Raw genomic sequence first — 15,382 nt, forward strand, 5'->3', positions numbered from 1 at the left:
CCCCAGCAGCAACGGCACCTGACATCGGTTGGGGGGCTGCTTGAAAAGGGAGCTGTGTTTTGGCAAGGCTTAAAACCTTCAACCCCAAATCTATGGGTACTGAAGGGGACTTGTGTTTGAAGGCGTTTAGCTTTGTTCATGCCGCCGACCTACATTTGGGGTACGCCCAGTACGGGTTAGAAGCCCGCCGACAAGACTTTGACGACGCCTTCAACGAGCTAGTTGACCAAACCATACAGCTTAAGCCCGATTTCATGATTATTGCGGGGGACCTGTTTCATCAGCCGCGCCCCTCAAATGTTACGTTGGAGAATGCGATTCGCAGCTTCAAACGGCTCCGCGACGCAGGCATCCCCGTGGTGACTGTGGATGGAAGTCACGACTCCGCGCCTAACTCCATCACCAGCACCATCCTCTACCCGCTGGATAGCGCAGGCTTAATCCATCACCTGCCGCGGCATGAGGGCGCCTGCTGGCGCAAAAACAGCGTCTGCTACGTTTACGGCATCCCCAACTACCGCAGCCGACACAAAACCGAAGAAGCCCTCCCCGCCTTCATGCAGCAAAACCCGCCCACGCCTGACTCCTCGGTGGGGAACGTTTTTGTGTTTCATGGTGCGGTGGATTTGGCGGGGGTTAAGCCGCCGTACATTGAAGCGGAACTGCGCCCTGAACTCATCCCGGGGGGCTTTGGCTACTACGCGGCGGGGCATGTGCATGAACCGTTCATGGGACAACTCAATGGGGGCATGCTGGTTTACAGTGGCTGCACCGAAACCGTCAGCTACGATGAACCCAAAAACACCAAGGGCTTCTACCACGTTCAAGTCGACGAACAGGGCGTTTTTCACCCCGAATTCATGCCGTTGGAGTCACCGCGGCGGTTTGTCGTGTTGGAGCAGGAATTCAACAGCGTTAACGCCCAAAAAATCACTCAGCAAACCGCCCAGATGGTTCAAGAAGCCGACGAAGAAGGCGCCATCCTCATCCCCGTGCTCAGGGGCGTGTTGCCTGCCGAAGCCAGCCGCGCCGAAATTGACCTTGCGCACATCCGTGCCGCCGCCGAAAAAGCCCTGCTGGTGCATCCGATTGTGCTGCTGCGGGAAACGGCGGTTTCTGATGAGGTGGTGCGCTCCATTTTTGAGAGCGAGTTCAAGGACTTGCGGACCAAGGCGTTTGAGTATTTTAGGGAAATTTTTGGTGAACGCTACAGCCGCGAGGAAGCTGAAAAAATCGCTCATGTTGCGGTGGGGTTGATTGAGCCGTTGACGCGCAAGCAAGAAGAGAAAGTCAAGCAAACGTTGGAGGAGTTGGGGCAGTGAAGGTTGAGGTTGTGCAGCTGGAGAACATCCGCAGCCACGTCAAATCCACCGTACCCTTCACACGCGGCTTCAACTGTCTGGTGGGCGGGTTGGGCTGCGGTAAAAGCAGCGTGCTCTACAGCATCGACTTCGCATTGTTTGGCGACCCCATCGGCAGGAGCTACGAGTACTTGCTCCGCGAGGGCGCGGACCAAGCCAAAGTGACCGTGCAGTTTACGCAGAATGGCAACACTTACGTGCTCACTCGTGGTCTGCGTCGCCGCGGCAGAAGCATTGGACAAGATTTTGAGGCGCTCAAGCTGTTTCATGACGAGAAGCTCATTGCCAGCCAGAAAGCTGAAGCCGTGGCGGAGCAGTTGAAAGCCATCACGGGGTTTGACCGTGACTTGTGGCGGGAAATTGTGTGGGTTCAGCAGGAGCACTTAAAGGAGCTGATTAACGCGCAGCCTCGACCACGGCAGAAGCGGCTGGATGACTTGTTTGGGTTATCGGATTATGAGGTGGCGTGGAGCAACGTTGCGGGTTACCTGCGGGACTACGAGATTGAAAAGCGAGTTTTGGAAAATGACCCCGACGTGAAAGGCAAAGAGAGGCTGGGCGACGAATACAACCGCGTCACCGAAGAATACACGCTGCTGGAGATGGAGTTGGTGGATGCTCAAGAGAAACTGGTTGCCACCAAACGCATTCTTGAAGACGCCGACATCCAGCTGAAGCGGCTGGAGGAGAAGCGGCTGGCAGTTGAGGAGCTGAAACGGCGGGAAGCCCGCATAAACGAAGGCATCGCCAACTCGCACCGCAACGCCCAAGCCCTAAACCGCAACATTGAGGGGAAACAGGCGGCTTTGGGGAACCTTCGGCAACGCCAAAGTAACCTTGAAAGCCAAATCCAAGCTTGCAAAACCAAACTCCAAAAGACGGGGATGCCCTGCGACCAGCCCGCGGAGATTTTGCGGTCGGTTCTGCACGACTTTGACAACCACATCAGTAACCTCAAAGGCGAAAAAGAAGCCACCTTCCGCAGCATGCAAACCGACCTAAAACGCATCCAGCAACTGTCCACCGAGAAGGAGAATCACTGCCCCGTGTGCCTGCAGCCGCTGAACGGTGAATACAAAGCCTCCATGATGCAGCGCATACAGGCAGAGAACGTTGAGCGGCAGACGCTGATTCGGCAACTTCAGGAGGAAATTGACAAGCTCCAGCAGACCAAGCTGGCGGCTAACGAGGCGTTTGGCAACATACAAACGCTAACTTCGCGGCTGGAAGAGCTCAAACAAAACATCACAGGCGAAGAAAAGAACCTTGCCGACCTGCTGGCGGAGCAGGAGCAGAGGCAGCAAGACGGCGGGGACCTACAGGCGGAACTGGAGCAGTTGCGGTTTGAGATTTCACGGTTTGATTTGTCGGATTTGGAGACGGCACGGGTGCAACGGGAGAAAGCATTCAGACAATACTACGCTACTGAGTCGGAACTGCGAACCAAGCAGAACCGCAAAAGTGACCTGCTGCGAAGCCTCGACTTGATTAAGGACCGGATTGATGGCGCACAGCAGAAGGTGGAGCGGGTTGAAAAAATCCAGAAAACCACCCAAATCCTCTCCGCCATCCGCGACGCCTACCGCAGCATCCAGCCTAAACTGCGCAGCGAATTCGTTAAGGTTTTGCGTAACTTTGTGCAGCAGGTGCTGGACAGCCTTGCCGGCGGCGAAGCACAGATGCTTAATGTGGTGGTAGATGAGAATTACACGCCGTATGTGAAAAGCGATTCAGGCGTGGACAGGGAAGTTGCGAACCTGAGCGGTGGGGAGCGCACGTTGGTGGCTTTTGCTTATCGGCTGGGTTTGGGGCAGCTGATTATGCAGTCACGGACGGGTCACGGCTTGGGCATGTTGCTGCTGGATGAACCCACAGAGAACTTGGGCACGGAAGATGGCAGCATAACACGGCTAGCAGAAGCAATTTCGCGCTTCAAAGCCATCGAACAAATCATTGCGGTGACGCATAGCGAGGACTTCGCCGAAAAAGCAAGCCACGTCATCGTCCTAGAGAAGGAAGCTGGAGTCAGCAAGGCATCTATAGCCAAAGGCGAATAAATTTGGGGGATAACATAAAAATCTCAGCTTAATGGTATGGTGAGGGGATAGTCTTTGGATCAAATCATTGTTGGTTGGTCAACCACGGAAGTTTTTGCAGTTCACAATCTAAGGTTAAGAGAAGGTCAATGGTTAATTGACGTAACTTACGCCGCCAGAAAGAAGACGGAGACAAAAGTCATAGGAGCAAAACTTAGCTGGGAAAAAATTTCACAACTGATACCTGAAGCGATATTCAAAAAGCCAACACAACAGTACTTAACTGACTCAAGGATAGTCTCGTTTGTTAAACTAAACATCAAAACCCAAAGAGTAGACCGTTCCAAAGGCGGGTACGTTTCCGAAGTTTCCCCCTCATCCATGGCTGAAAATGGAGCAATCCGCGTCAATATCGATACTGGAAACGAAATTGCCCTAGACATAAGACGAGCACGAGTGCGAAATTTCTGAGAAGCAAAAAATTCATAGCCAAAGGCAAACAACTTTTTCCGTTACTATGCTTTAATGAAAACTACTTCATCTAACTGTCGAAAGTGTTCGTCTCCGGTTACCACTTTGCCATTCAGGTTTCTTGCAGTGCACAGGATTATGGAATCCACCAGCCCCCAACCCTTGGTCGTTCCTTTCTGTTCCTCATTGACTTTTCCTGCTTCAGCGGCAGTTTCAAAATCCAACTCCACTATTCTGCTTGTTGCCCTTATGAAGTCTAGACGTTTTAGGCGACCCTGTGCAGTTTCGTTTCCAAGCTTGATTTCTTGCAAGAGTTTACGGCTGATTTCTGCAACGACCACAGTTGGGGTGACTGCATTCTCGTTTTCTATGTATTCTTTTGCGACCTCTCCTGCTTTGGAAGCCCTGAAGTACTCAAGCCACGCATAAGAGTCTATGATGAAGTTACAGTTCATGGAATTCAGCTTCATCTTCTTGGGTGAAAGAATTGAGTTTGCGATTGGACCCGAACATGGAAGTGGGTATTTTTTTTCGTTCAGCTATTAGTTTAGTTATGACTTCGTCGTGGCTTTTGGCGTGCATTTCTTTTTTGACTCTGTTGAGCATCTGGAGGGTTCTTTCGTTTACTTGAACGGTTGTCGGCAACTCTGACACCACTATAACTATAGTTATAGTCAAGGATTTAATTTTTACTGAACCGGAGTTTGGTTTATCAGCACAAGAAAAGGAAAGTTAAACGGGTTTAAGGACCCATAAGGCTACGTTCCAGTGTGTTGGGGCGTTGTCGCGTTCGGCTTGGAAGTGCTCGATTACGGCTTGGGCGTCCTGTTTGAGGTCGGGGTGGTCTTTGATGAACTGCTGCAGGGTAACAAGGATGGGGCTCACGTATAGTTGCCAGTCCAGTTTTGTGGAGACGCTCTGGTGGATTGTTTTTAGTCCCTGCTCGATGAGTAGCTGCTGCATTTCGTCAAGGGTCAGGTAGGCTTCTTGAGTGATGCCAAGGACTTTTAGGACATTGGGGGCTACGGGTTTTTGTGTGTAGATGGGTTCGGTTAGGATGATGGCGCCATTGGGTTTTAGCATGCTTTTGAGTTTGTTTAGGGCTTGGATTCTGCCGCCGTAAATGCCCACATCAAAGCCTAAAGCCGCGACGATGTCGTATTTTTTGTCGGGCGTAAATTTTGCTATGTCTTGGCAGGCATACCGCGCTTTATCATCAAGATGCAAAAGCTTAGCACGTGCATTAGCATACTCCACATACTCCTTGCCAAGCTCATAACCTTCAACTGTAACGCCAAAGACGCTTGCCCAAAGCAAAGACGGCGAACCCTTCCCACTGGCCAAATCAACAACGGACATGCCCGACGCCAATCCAGCAGCCTTACCCGCCAAAAACAACGCCTCCACCGAAACAGGATTAAACAAATCAGAATTCCTGAAAATCTCCTCAAACGATATGTTCATTGCCATGTTATCTCTCCTCCACATTATTCTCCAAGATGCCTATACCATCAACCTCAATACGTACGTTGTCGCCGTGCTTTAGCCACTTCTGCGGCTTCATAGCCATCCCCACGCCTGAGGGTGTGCCAGTGGCGATTATGTCGCAGGGCTCCAACGTCATTACTCGGCTTAAGTGATAAATGATTTGAGGTATGTTAAAGAGCATGTCGCGGGTGTTGCCGTCTTGTCGCAGTTCACCGTTAACCCACGTTTTAATGCCCAAGTTGTCCACATCACGAATCTGGTCTCGAGTAACAATGCAGGGTCCAATGGGCGCAAACGTGTCAAACCCTTTGCCTCGTGTCCACTGCTTGTCTTTGAATTGGAAGTCCCGCGCCGAAACATCATTGAAAATTGTATAGCCAAACACATAGTTCATAGCTTCGGTTGTGGACACATCTTTGGCGGTTTTGCCTATGACCACGGCGAGTTCTCCCTCGTAGTCCAGTTCCGTCACAAACGGGCGTTTGACGATGTTTTGGTTGGGGTTGGCTATGGCGGTGTGGGGCTTCATGAAAACCACGGGTTCCGTTGGGGGCTGCGTTTTGGTTTCCACCGTGTGGTCAACGTAGTTCCAGCCTAAACACAGGATTTTTGGCGGCGACTTGAGAGGCGCCAGCAGTTGCACTTGGCTAAGCGGAACCGAAACCGTCTTTAGCATGTCCTCGTCAGCTATTGCCAGCAGGCTTTCCACAGTCACCTGAGCAATTCGACCAAGAGCCACAAACTCCTCCAACGTAGCGGGTAACGTTGCATGCAGAACGGTAGCCAAAGCGGGCAACGAAAACAGAGACTGGCCCTGTAGAACTCCGTAAGATTCTTGACTTTTGTAGATGTAGCGGGCAAGTTTCATGTTGGCAACTCCGTTTGATATGCTTACCGATGGGCTTGCAGTAGAAAAATGTTTACGCACCCAAACGCCGCCAAAAGCCGCCAGTTTACCCCAATCTAAGCCTGACTTCACCCTTTCCCGACGTAACCTAAGCCCAGTTTTTATCCTGAATTAAAAAAGCAGCCCAAAACAAACTTTTCAGAAACATAGGGGAGACACGGCTCAGAGCGAAGACACTGCTGTGTGTTGGAGTTGCAAAAAAGAAAAAGAGGTGTAATCAGTGGTCCTTGACTTGGGCGTTCATTCGTTTTGCAAGGGCGTAGATTACGGGTATGAGTACTAGAGCTAATGCGATGGCAAAGCCCCATGCAATGTTGGCTACTATCGCTGTGACGCCTGGGAAGCTTGAAAAGATTGCGCCGGCACCAATCAGTAGGAAGATTGAGTACAGGACGAATTTGGCAAAGCCTGCTATGCCTCGGAATTCTTCATGGTCGTCCGTGATGGATTTAACCACTCCGTCGGTTAGTATGATGCCTGCACCGATAATCACGAAGCCGATAATCAAAGAGTACACCAGCCCACCTGAACTGAGCAGCAACAAGTCAAAGGCTATGTTGAGTATGACTGCAACTAGACCGATGAATAGCAGATTGCGTAGCATGTCAGCGATTTCCGCTTTCTTTTCACCAAACATGGGTCGTATAGTTGTTCCAACAAGAGAGGCTAGAAAATCAACCAACACAATGCCCAAAACAATAATCAAAATGCCACCCAAAAGCCTAGGAAGATACGCAGCAATGTCTACAATAAATTGGCCAGCGGGTCCGGAGATGTCCAAAAGCTGAACAGCAACTGTTATTGCAACCACAATGACAAAAGCATACAACAGCCCTCCCACAAAGCTTGAGAGGTCAAAGCCAGCTGACCTAAAAGATTGCCCGATTCGGCTACGGTCAAAATTTTTCTCTACGGTACGGTCCACGATGCGGTTAGCGATTTTTCCTACAGCCCAACCTATAATGACGCCGATGATTAGGATGATGATTGCCCCGATTACGCCGGGCAGTGCACTTGAAAAGTCGTTGACAAAATTATCGAAGACTTCAGTCAAGGTTAGCAGTGCGACAATTGAGAAAAGCATAAAATACACCATTTAACGTGTAAGTTTTATGACATATTAAATATTTGTGACTACAAAATGCAACAGCAAACAAAAAATAAGCTAAAAATCAAGCGCGCAAAATCGCGAAACACAGAAAGGAAAAGAGGCTAATCTTCCTCTTCAAACAGTTTACGTGAATTTATCCGCAAGGCATCTTCTTGTCCGCCGATAACACGGTAGGTGTTCTTTAGCGCCTTGTGGTGCAAAAACTTTTTCAGCAGAACCTTCACGTATTTCTTGTTCACGCCGATTGCATCTGTTTTGACGACAAGTTTGCCGTTGTCGTTGCTGACTTCGCCGCCTGACTTTTCTTTGAGGAAATCCGCCAACTGCGCGTATATGCTTTTCTCTTCGCCCTTCATTTTAGTGGCGTCAACTTTAACTTCAACCATTGAAATTTCACCCCGCCTTTAAACGTAAAAGCCCCATATAACCTTAATGCACCCAAAACCACACTGCAACATTACAGTTCGAAAAACCAACTACGCACCAAAGAATTAGGACAGTACATAAGGTTTTTTATGTCAGTTCGCCCGTCGAGTCCGTATCACCGCCTAAGCTCAGTGACTCTAGGCTTCATCATCCAAACTAACTCAGATGCAAACCACTCTTATGAACCTTACAGAAACCAAACAAAAAAAGCCGGGTAGGTAAGCTACCTTTCCGATAGACCCCTTCCCCTCTACGCTTTTTCCCCGAACTTTACCATTTTTTTAGGCTCAAAATTGGTTGCCCAAGTCCAAGTGTACGCTTCACCCTTTGCGATGCGGAAAATAACCAGCCCCGGACTGGAAGCCGTTATGCCCATGGTTTTCAGAAAAGGCCTGTCCGCAACAACCTTTTCGCGCATATTTGGCGTGTCAAGAAACTCCACTTCACCCGTAACCCGCAGCATGATGCCGCCTTCGGTTTTGTTGTTAAACCAGCAGACTTCCGTTTTGGGGTTCTTCTTCAACTGCCCAACCAACTCTTTAACGGTTCCTGACTGGAAATAGAAGCCCGTTTCATCCGCATACCACATGGCTAACGCACGTACCCGGGGTTGCCCTTTCTCGTCAACCGTAGCTAGGTAGGCAACAGGGTTTTCATTAGCAAACTTTACACACTCTTCAAAATTCAACGCAAACACCTCATGTTCTTTTGAAGGCTGACACATAAGAAACTTTCGAAAACAATCCCCTCCAACCGTCACGGCAAACACCTGAAGCGCCAAATTCACAAAGTTTAAATGCAACCCTATAATTCATATGAGGTTTCATCAGACTCTTGGACTCACGCTTGGACATGAGAACCTTGACCAAGCAAAATCCACCGTCAGTCTGAGAAAAAGGACAGTTAACTAGGAGGTAGAAAAAAGAGTGCTATCCAGAGATTGTGACGGCTGCAGCCAAATGAAACCGTGCAGCAGACGTTACTTTGACGTACAAAAAGGCAGCAGGGTATACTGCCCAGACGGAACCGCCCACTTAGTGGACGGACTATAAGATAAAATAATCTGTTTTTAAGCAGCTATGCGATGAAACCAGCAGGTGACTGCTGGTGGATATCTGCTTCTTTTTTTAGTTCTTTTCCCACAGAGCCAGTTCATGTAGGGGCATCGGCAAGAAACGGTTTTAATAGGTAATTCTCAGACTATACGTCCAGAGGAAAAATAATTGAACTACGCCAAAATTGCTGACGCCTACGAAAAAATCGAAGCCACCACCAAACGCCTAGAAATGACCGACTTACTGGTTGACCTGCTCAAAAACACGCCAACAACCCTAATCGGCAAAGTGGTCTACCTAACCCAAGGCAAACTGTACCCCGACTTTGAAGGCGTCGAAATCGGCGTAGCCGAACGCTTAGCCATACGCGCCCTTGCCCGCGCCAGCGGAAGAAAAGAAAACGAAATCGAAGCCGACCTGCAGAAAAGCGGCGACATAGGCGCAACCGCCCAAAACCTGCTTGCCAAAAAGAAACAATTCACATTCGGCGTGCAAAAAGCCCTAACCGCCCAGCGGGTGTATGAGGTGCTAGACAAGATGGCGCAAACCACCGGTTCAGGCGCGGTAGACACCAAAATGAACCTGCTGACGGGAATGCTCGCCGACGCCTCACCTAAAGAGGCAAAGTACATCCTACGCACCGTCACAGGGAACCTGCGACTGGGCATCGCAGACATGACCGTGTTGGACGCGTTGGCAATTGCTTACGGCGGCGGCAAAGAAAACCGCGAACTCATCGAACGCGCCTACAACATAAGCAGCGACCTTGGACGCGTCGCCACCGTAGTTGCCGAAAAAGGCATTGAGGGAATAAAGAAATTTCAAGTCACCGTTTTTGAACCTGTCCGCCCCATGCTGGCAGAACGTTTAGCTTCCCCCGAAGAAATCTTGGATAAACTTGGCGGCAAATGCGTAGCAGAATACAAGTACGACGGCGAACGAATTCAACTGCACAAAAAAGGAGACGCAGTTGTTCTTTTCAGCAGGCGGCTGGAAAAAATCTCGGACCAGTACCCCGACGCCATTGAGCTTGTGAAAAAAAACGTCACCGCAGAAGAAGCCATTCTTGAGGGCGAATGTGTCGCCATGGATTTGGAGACGGGAGAAATGCGCCCCTTCCAAGAGCTAATGCATCGCCGACGCAAATATGGCATCAAAGAAGCCATATCAGATTACCCCGTTTCATTGTTCATGTTTGACGCCCTTTACGTGGATGGCAAAGACTACACCCAAGAACCATTCCAGACCCGACGAAAAGCCTTAGAGCAAGCTACAGCGAAGAACCTTCGCTTGACGCTGGCAAAGCAGAAGCTGGTGCGAACTGTGAAGGCGTTGGAGGAGTTTTTTGAAGAAGCCATAGAGGATGGTTGCGAGGGAATCATGTGTAAAGCCGTTGGGGACACATCGGTTTATCAAGCGGGTGCGCGGGGTTGGCTGTGGATAAAGTACAAACGTGACTACAAGAGCGAAATGACCGACACCGTGGACCTTGTGGTGGTGGGTGCAATTCACGGCAGGGGTAGACGCGCAGGAGCCTACGGCGCGTTGCTGCTGGCGACTTATAGCAAGGAATCAGACGTGTTTGAGACAGTTACGAAACTGGGAACAGGCTTCACGGACAAAGACTTAGCGTACCTGCCTGAACTGCTGCGTCAACATGAAATTCCACGCAAACACTCACGGGTAAAGTCCCTGTTGGAGGCGGATGTCTGGTTTGAACCCGCCGTGGTTTTGGAAGTTTTGGGCGCAGAAATCACGTTAAGCCCCATTCACACCTCCGCGATGGATTCCATCCGCAAAGGCAGCGGTTTAGCCATCAGGTTTCCGCGGTTCACAGGGAAATACCGCACGGACAAAGCCGCTGAAGACGCCACCAGCAGCGCAGAGATTGTGCAGATGTATCAAAATCAACTAAAACAAATCAACGGCAGCCCCCCATAGACAAGCCGCTGACGAGGGTTACTTGACTTTTTCCAGCCGCAACGTATTCAACAGCAACAACAACGTCACCCCGTCATCGCCTGCAATGACAGCTGCCAGCAACCCCGTAACCCCAAAAACGCCCAACGCCCCCAAAACCAACTTTATTATCAGCGAAGCGGCGATGTTTTGCTTGGCGATTGCCATTGATTTTTCGCTTAGCCGCACCAAGTAGGGAATCTGTGCCAACTCATCTTTTACCAGCACGATATCCGCGGACTCCAAAGCCACATCCACCCCGCCAGCGCCCATCGCGATGCCCACATCTGAAGCCGCCAATGCAGGAGCATCATTCACGCCGTCACCAACCATCGCAACTAACCCGCCGTTGTGGCTTGTACGTTTGTATTCCTCTAAAATCCGCAGTTTATCCTCAGGAAACAGCTCCGCATGCACTTCATCAATCTTGAGCGAGGCAGCGGTATCCTTGGCGATTTCGTTTCGATCACCAGTGAGCATGGCAGTTTTGATGCCGCTTTGTTTAAGAGAAGCAACCGCATGCAACGCGTCCTCACGAACTTCGTCCACCACACAAACTGAAGCCATCCCCTCCTTGCCAACTGAAACACAAACCGCGGTGTGAGTGTCGTTCTCGCTGATTTGGTAGGCTTCTTTGCAGTTGCATTCGAACTCTTTCATTAACTCAGGGTTACCCACCGCCACAAAGTTGCCATCCACATAACCCACAATGCCTTTCCCGGGCATTTCGGTGACGTCCGTAACTTTGAATTGGCTGATGTCAATTCCTTGCTCGGCAGCCCTGCGCACGATGGCTTTTGCCACAGGATGATTACTGTACTGGTCAATGGCGGCGGCATAAGCCAAAGCGTCTTTTTGAGGACGCTGAACCGAACGAACCTCATGCACCGCAGGTCTACCCAGAGTCAAGGTGCCTGTTTTGTCAAAGACCACCGTCTTGATTCGCGTCAGCTTCTCAACATAAATGCCTCCTTTGATGATGACTCCGCGTTTTGCCGCGATGGTTATGGCGACAAAGATGGTGGCGGGAACCGAAATGATGAACGCACTTGGGCAAGAAACCACCAGCAATATCAGGGAACGGTACAGCCAACTCTCCCAAGAGCCGCCTGCAAGCAGCGGTAACCCAACCGCTGTGAAAACCGCCAAAGCGATGACGATAGGGACATATACTTTTGCAAAGCGGTCCACCAGCCGCTCTATGGAAGCCTTATGTTTGCCTGACTCCGTTACCAACTGCACAATACGCGACACCAACGTTTCTTCCGCTTTCCGAGTCACCAGGACCTTTAGAACCCCACTCGTGCTCAACGTGCCAGCATAAACACAGTCATTAACGGCTTTGAGAACAGGAACTGACTCGCCAGTAACCAACGCTTGGTCCACGCGTGAATAACCTTCCACCACATTGCCATCCAACGGGATTCTTTCGCCAGGCTTGACCAAAATGACGGCGCCCACACCCACAGCCCCAACCTCCACGGTTTTCTCGGAACCATCCGCGAGGACGCGAGCTTTGTCGGGAATGAATTTGCCCAATTTCTCTACCGTGCGGCGAGCACGGTCCTGAATGTAGCCTTCAAAGTATTCTGCTATGCAGTAAAGCAGAAGAACCATGGCGGCTTCAAAAAAGTACTCCAAGTAAAGCGCGCCCAACGCCGCAACAGCCATGAGAAACTCTACGCTGAAACGGCGTTCAACCAGCAACTCACGCAGCCCAAAGTAACCCACATAGCCAGCAGCGAAAACAACAACCAAATAGTAGATTATGCGGCTTACCGTTGCGGGGACGTTTAGTAGAGGAAAGGAAAAGCCCAACGGGACGCCACCAAGTAGCAAATCCAGAAGCCCTGCAACAAGAATGGTTGCGGCTAACGTTACGGCAAGCACAACCATAACCCGTTTCTCATCTGCTTCTTCTGTGGGTAAGCTGGGTTTTTCTGCACAGCTTTTTTCTTCAGAAGACAAAAGATGCCCCGTCACAGAAGAGGGAGAACCGCATTATTAAGCTATGCCAAAAAAGAAACTAAGAAAAGGGTGGCAGTTTAGGGTATGAACTGCTTATAAACGGGGTGACCCTTAAAGCGCAGCGTGGTTTCGGAACGCTCAATGGTTCCGCTGGGCAGCCGCATACAAATTGAACTGACAACTGCACCGTCTGAAATTAACCGTACACCATCTAACAGTTCCCCTTTAGTGACACCTGACGCTGCAAAAACCAACTCGTTACCTCGGGCTAACTCATCCTGATTGTAGGTTTTCTCCACATCGACACCAACAGCCTGCAGACGCTCCATCCGCTTGTCATCGTCCTTCTTGTCCCGCCAAACCTTAACCAGCATGGTTCCGCCCAGACACTTCACCGCTGTCGCCGCAATTGTTGCTTCAGGACCAGCACCGGCACCGATAAGCAAGTCAACCCCACTGTCGGGAGTGCAAGCAACTACCGCGGCAGCGATATCGCCATCAGGAATTAAGATAATTCGCACCCCAAGTTTTCGAAGGGTAGCCAAAATCTCGTTGTGCCGTTCACGCTCCAACATGATGACAGTAAAGTTGGTCAACGGTAAACCTTTAGCGCTAGCAACCGTCTGCACAATCTCCTCAATGGGCATGTCAGGGCTGAGTTTCTCCAAAATGTGGTTACTGCAGGCAATTTTGAAGTAGTACCCATCATCGGGAAGAACCTGAAAACATCCTGCGGGTGCACAAGCAAGCGCGGATATGGCATCTTTGCGTCCTTTACTGGCGGCAGTTGTTCCGTCAACGGGGTCAACAACAAACTCCAGTTTTGGACCGTTTCCAGTGCCCACTTTCTCCCGGTAAGCAAAGCTTGGAGCGTTGTCTTTGGGTCCTTCACAACAAATGATTTCGCCTTCGATGTCAGTTTGATGCAAAACTGCCCTACTAAACTCCACAGCTTGGTCGTCGACTAAATCACAGTTGCCTTGTCCAACATGAAGTGCAGCTCCAACTGCACCAGCGACGGTTATGCGAGTTAATGAGGGTGCTAATGCTCTTAGAGTTACCATCCTTCTTCCTCGTTGTACATATGCATACCTTTGTAGTGTTATTTCACAGCATATAAAACATATGTACGTAAAAGAAGGCACAGTTATAGGCAAGCTATGCTCAGATTCAGCTTTATAGCCAGTTATGGCTTAAACATTTGAAAATACAGTGTGCGTCTTAATTTTTTGTGGCGAATTTTAACATACCTTTGCCAAGTTAAGTGTGACTGTTCAGCAGGTAAATACGAATTTTAGTGCAGGGTTGTGTGGATAAGAACTTCCCTAATTTTATATACAAAAGCATCCAAGTCACGTTAAGGCGAAAAAGTTGAATTCAAAAATACAACTCGAAGAAAACGGATTGACTATTCAAAACCTACTAATTGAGGATGTTGAAGTCAGAGAATACTTCACAGAAGTCAAACCTGAAGACCTGGAAAACAGGTTCAGCAGTCAAAGTAGGCACTATTGCACTTAAGACGATGGGAACTGCTGAGAGAGTTGATTATATACAGAAAGAATTTAACAAGTTGGACACAAAGTTTAATGAAATTCTTCAGGGAACGGCAAATCAACTTTCTGAAAACATGAACAACATTTTTGGACAAAACGGAACGGTACTCACCATGTTGGAAACCAATTTTGGGGAAGAAGGCAAGGTGAATTCCATCATGGCAGGACATTTAGGTGAGAATGGAACTTTTTCGCATCAACTGGAGAAGTATTTTGGCAAAAACGGAATTTTAGTGAAGGAACTTTTTGACCCCATGACAGATGGAACACCACTTAACCTATTAAAGAAAAGCCTCTCAGAAGAACTAACAGCCATCAAACAAACTATAGACATCGAAAAAGCTAGAAAAGAAGAAAGGAAAAAGTCAATTCAAAAAGGCGGGGACTTCGAAGACTTATGCGAGGAACTTTTGGACGACATAGTTGGGAACCACAAGGGCGATGTGTTCTATAAAACAACGGTTGAGAAAGGTCAGAAAATGAACAGCAAGAAAGGAGATTTTGTAATCGACATCAATGGCAAAGCCGAATACCGGATAGTCATTGAAACCAAAGATTGGAGCAGTTTAACACTTCCCAAAATTAATCAGGAAATTGAAGAAGCATTGGAAAATAGAGGCGCAAAATACGGAATTTTCGTCGCCAAATATAATGAGTCATTACCAAGGGGCGTTGGATGCTTCAATTACTACAATGATGACCGTATAGTGTGCAGTTTAGGAAGCAAAGAGGACGAGGTAATTCATGAAGAAATCCTACATGCCGCATACTGTTGGGCTAGGGCAAATATTCTAAGGAAATCGGCGTTATGTGAAGAGGTTCGGTTCGAAGTAATTGACAGCAACCTCAGCCAAATAAAGAACGAATTGGATGCGTTCCAAACAATTAAAACCCAGTGCTCCAACATTTACAACGCGCAAAGAAAAATTGTCGAAATAACTGATGAAATTGCGGCAAACATTGAGCATCATATCCATAACATTCATATCGAAATGCGGAAAGGAGCAGAAAGAGAGATAGAAACCTGAAATTGACGGCGAAACA

15 protein-coding genes are annotated in these 15,382 nt (G+C 49.1%); 6 read left to right on the forward strand and 9 right to left on the reverse strand.

All coding sequences use genetic code 11. The features are described 5' to 3' along the window. The first annotated feature begins 59 nt into the window (after window positions 1-59). The 3 genes from ACBZ72_06630 to ACBZ72_06640 are packed head-to-tail and all read left to right on the forward strand — an operon-like array spanning window position 60 to window position 3,868. The gene (locus tag ACBZ72_06630; protein XES78541.1) at window positions 60-1,322 is read left to right on the forward strand and encodes an exonuclease SbcCD subunit D; all 1,263 of its coding nucleotides are present in this window, start codon (window positions 60-62) and stop codon (window positions 1,320-1,322) included. Next, a complete protein-coding gene (locus ACBZ72_06635; protein ID XES78542.1) occupies window positions 1,319-3,418 on the forward strand; it encodes an AAA family ATPase in 2,100 nt (699 codons plus the stop codon). The genes ACBZ72_06630 and ACBZ72_06635 overlap by 4 nt, the downstream gene beginning before the upstream one ends. A gap of 54 nt (window positions 3,419-3,472) precedes the next feature. Beyond that, the gene (locus ACBZ72_06640) at window positions 3,473-3,868 is read left to right on the forward strand and encodes a hypothetical protein (protein ID XES78543.1); all 396 of its coding nucleotides are present in this window, start codon (window positions 3,473-3,475) and stop codon (window positions 3,866-3,868) included. A gap of 44 nt (window positions 3,869-3,912) precedes the next feature. Here ACBZ72_06640 and ACBZ72_06645 read toward each other — a convergent pair whose 3' ends face one another. The 7 genes from ACBZ72_06645 to ACBZ72_06675 form a co-directional block, all read right to left on the reverse strand. Then, entirely contained in the window at window positions 3,913-4,323 is a 411-nt protein-coding gene (locus ACBZ72_06645; protein ID XES78544.1) for a type II toxin-antitoxin system VapC family toxin, read from the reverse strand. Then, complete coding sequence (locus ACBZ72_06650) at window positions 4,313-4,546, reverse strand: hypothetical protein (GenBank protein XES78545.1); 234 nt, start codon at window positions 4,544-4,546, stop codon at window positions 4,313-4,315. Before ACBZ72_06650 ends, ACBZ72_06645 begins: the two co-directional genes overlap by 11 nt. Window positions 4,547-4,600: 54 nt before the next feature. Continuing rightward, the gene (locus ACBZ72_06655; GenBank protein XES78546.1) at window positions 4,601-5,338 is read right to left on the reverse strand and encodes a methyltransferase domain-containing protein; all 738 of its coding nucleotides are present in this window, start codon (window positions 5,336-5,338) and stop codon (window positions 4,601-4,603) included. A 1-nt stretch (window position 5,339) separates the two neighbouring features. Beyond that, window positions 5,340-6,335, reverse strand: coding sequence for a fumarylacetoacetate hydrolase family protein (locus ACBZ72_06660; protein XES78547.1), 996 nt, complete (start codon window positions 6,333-6,335; stop codon window positions 5,340-5,342). A 145-nt stretch (window positions 6,336-6,480) separates the two neighbouring features. Next, window positions 6,481-7,347, reverse strand: coding sequence for a hypothetical protein (locus ACBZ72_06665; GenBank protein XES78548.1), 867 nt, complete (start codon window positions 7,345-7,347; stop codon window positions 6,481-6,483). 128 nt (window positions 7,348-7,475) lie between these two features. Further along, complete coding sequence (locus ACBZ72_06670; GenBank protein ID XES78549.1) at window positions 7,476-7,760, reverse strand: 60S ribosomal protein L22; 285 nt, start codon at window positions 7,758-7,760, stop codon at window positions 7,476-7,478. A gap of 290 nt (window positions 7,761-8,050) precedes the next feature. Next, window positions 8,051-8,488: a pyridoxamine 5'-phosphate oxidase family protein gene (locus ACBZ72_06675; protein ID XES78550.1), complete on the reverse strand. Its 438-nt coding sequence runs from the start codon at window positions 8,486-8,488 to the stop codon at window positions 8,051-8,053. A 535-nt stretch (window positions 8,489-9,023) separates the two neighbouring features. On the opposite strand from ACBZ72_06675, the gene ACBZ72_06680 reads away from it, so the two are divergent. Then, on the forward strand, window positions 9,024-10,796 hold the full coding sequence (locus ACBZ72_06680) for an ATP-dependent DNA ligase (GenBank protein ID XES78551.1): 1,773 nt from the start codon (window positions 9,024-9,026) through the stop codon (window positions 10,794-10,796). 18 nt (window positions 10,797-10,814) lie between these two features. Here ACBZ72_06680 and ACBZ72_06685 read toward each other — a convergent pair whose 3' ends face one another. Together ACBZ72_06685 and ACBZ72_06690 are read right to left on the reverse strand one after the other, a co-directional pair. Then, on the reverse strand, window positions 10,815-12,782 hold the full coding sequence (locus ACBZ72_06685; GenBank protein ID XES78552.1) for a heavy metal translocating P-type ATPase: 1,968 nt from the start codon (window positions 12,780-12,782) through the stop codon (window positions 10,815-10,817). 77 nt (window positions 12,783-12,859) lie between these two features. Beyond that, window positions 12,860-13,846 carry a fructose-bisphosphatase class II family protein gene (locus ACBZ72_06690; protein XES78553.1) on the reverse strand — a complete coding sequence of 329 codons (987 nt, stop codon included), beginning with the start codon at window positions 13,844-13,846 and terminating at the stop codon, window positions 12,860-12,862. A gap of 307 nt (window positions 13,847-14,153) precedes the next feature. Here ACBZ72_06690 and ACBZ72_06695 point away from each other — a divergent pair, with 307 nt between their 5' ends. Beyond that, window positions 14,154-14,303, forward strand: a complete 150-nt coding sequence (locus tag ACBZ72_06695) for a hypothetical protein (GenBank protein XES78554.1) — start codon at window positions 14,154-14,156, stop codon at window positions 14,301-14,303. Window positions 14,304-14,412: 109 nt separating this feature from the next. Then, window positions 14,413-15,366 (forward strand): hypothetical protein, encoded by a 954-nt coding sequence (locus tag ACBZ72_06700; GenBank protein ID XES78555.1) that lies wholly within the window; start codon window positions 14,413-14,415, stop codon window positions 15,364-15,366. The last annotated feature ends 16 nt before the right edge of the window (window positions 15,367-15,382 follow it).

It is taken from the genome of Candidatus Bathyarchaeia archaeon, from assembly GCA_041447175.1.
Taxonomy (GTDB): Archaea; Thermoproteota; Bathyarchaeia; order Bathyarchaeales; family Bathycorpusculaceae; genus JADGNF01.

Excerpts from the sequence above, each read along its gene's own strand:
- ACBZ72_06690 (XES78553.1), bottom strand. The coding sequence starts at position 13,846 with ATGGTAACTCTAAGAGCATTAGCACCCTCATTAACTCGCATAACCGTC.
- ACBZ72_06645 (XES78544.1), bottom strand. The coding sequence starts at position 4,323 with ATGAACTGTAACTTCATCATAGACTCTTATGCGTGGCTTGAGTACTTC.
- ACBZ72_06670 (XES78549.1), bottom strand. The coding sequence starts at position 7,760 with ATGGTTGAAGTTAAAGTTGACGCCACTAAAATGAAGGGCGAAGAGAAA.
- ACBZ72_06700 (XES78555.1), top strand. The coding sequence starts at position 14,413 with ATGAACAACATTTTTGGACAAAACGGAACGGTACTCACCATGTTGGAA.
- ACBZ72_06655 (XES78546.1), bottom strand. The coding sequence starts at position 5,338 with ATGGCAATGAACATATCGTTTGAGGAGATTTTCAGGAATTCTGATTTG.
- ACBZ72_06665 (XES78548.1), bottom strand. The coding sequence starts at position 7,347 with ATGCTTTTCTCAATTGTCGCACTGCTAACCTTGACTGAAGTCTTCGAT.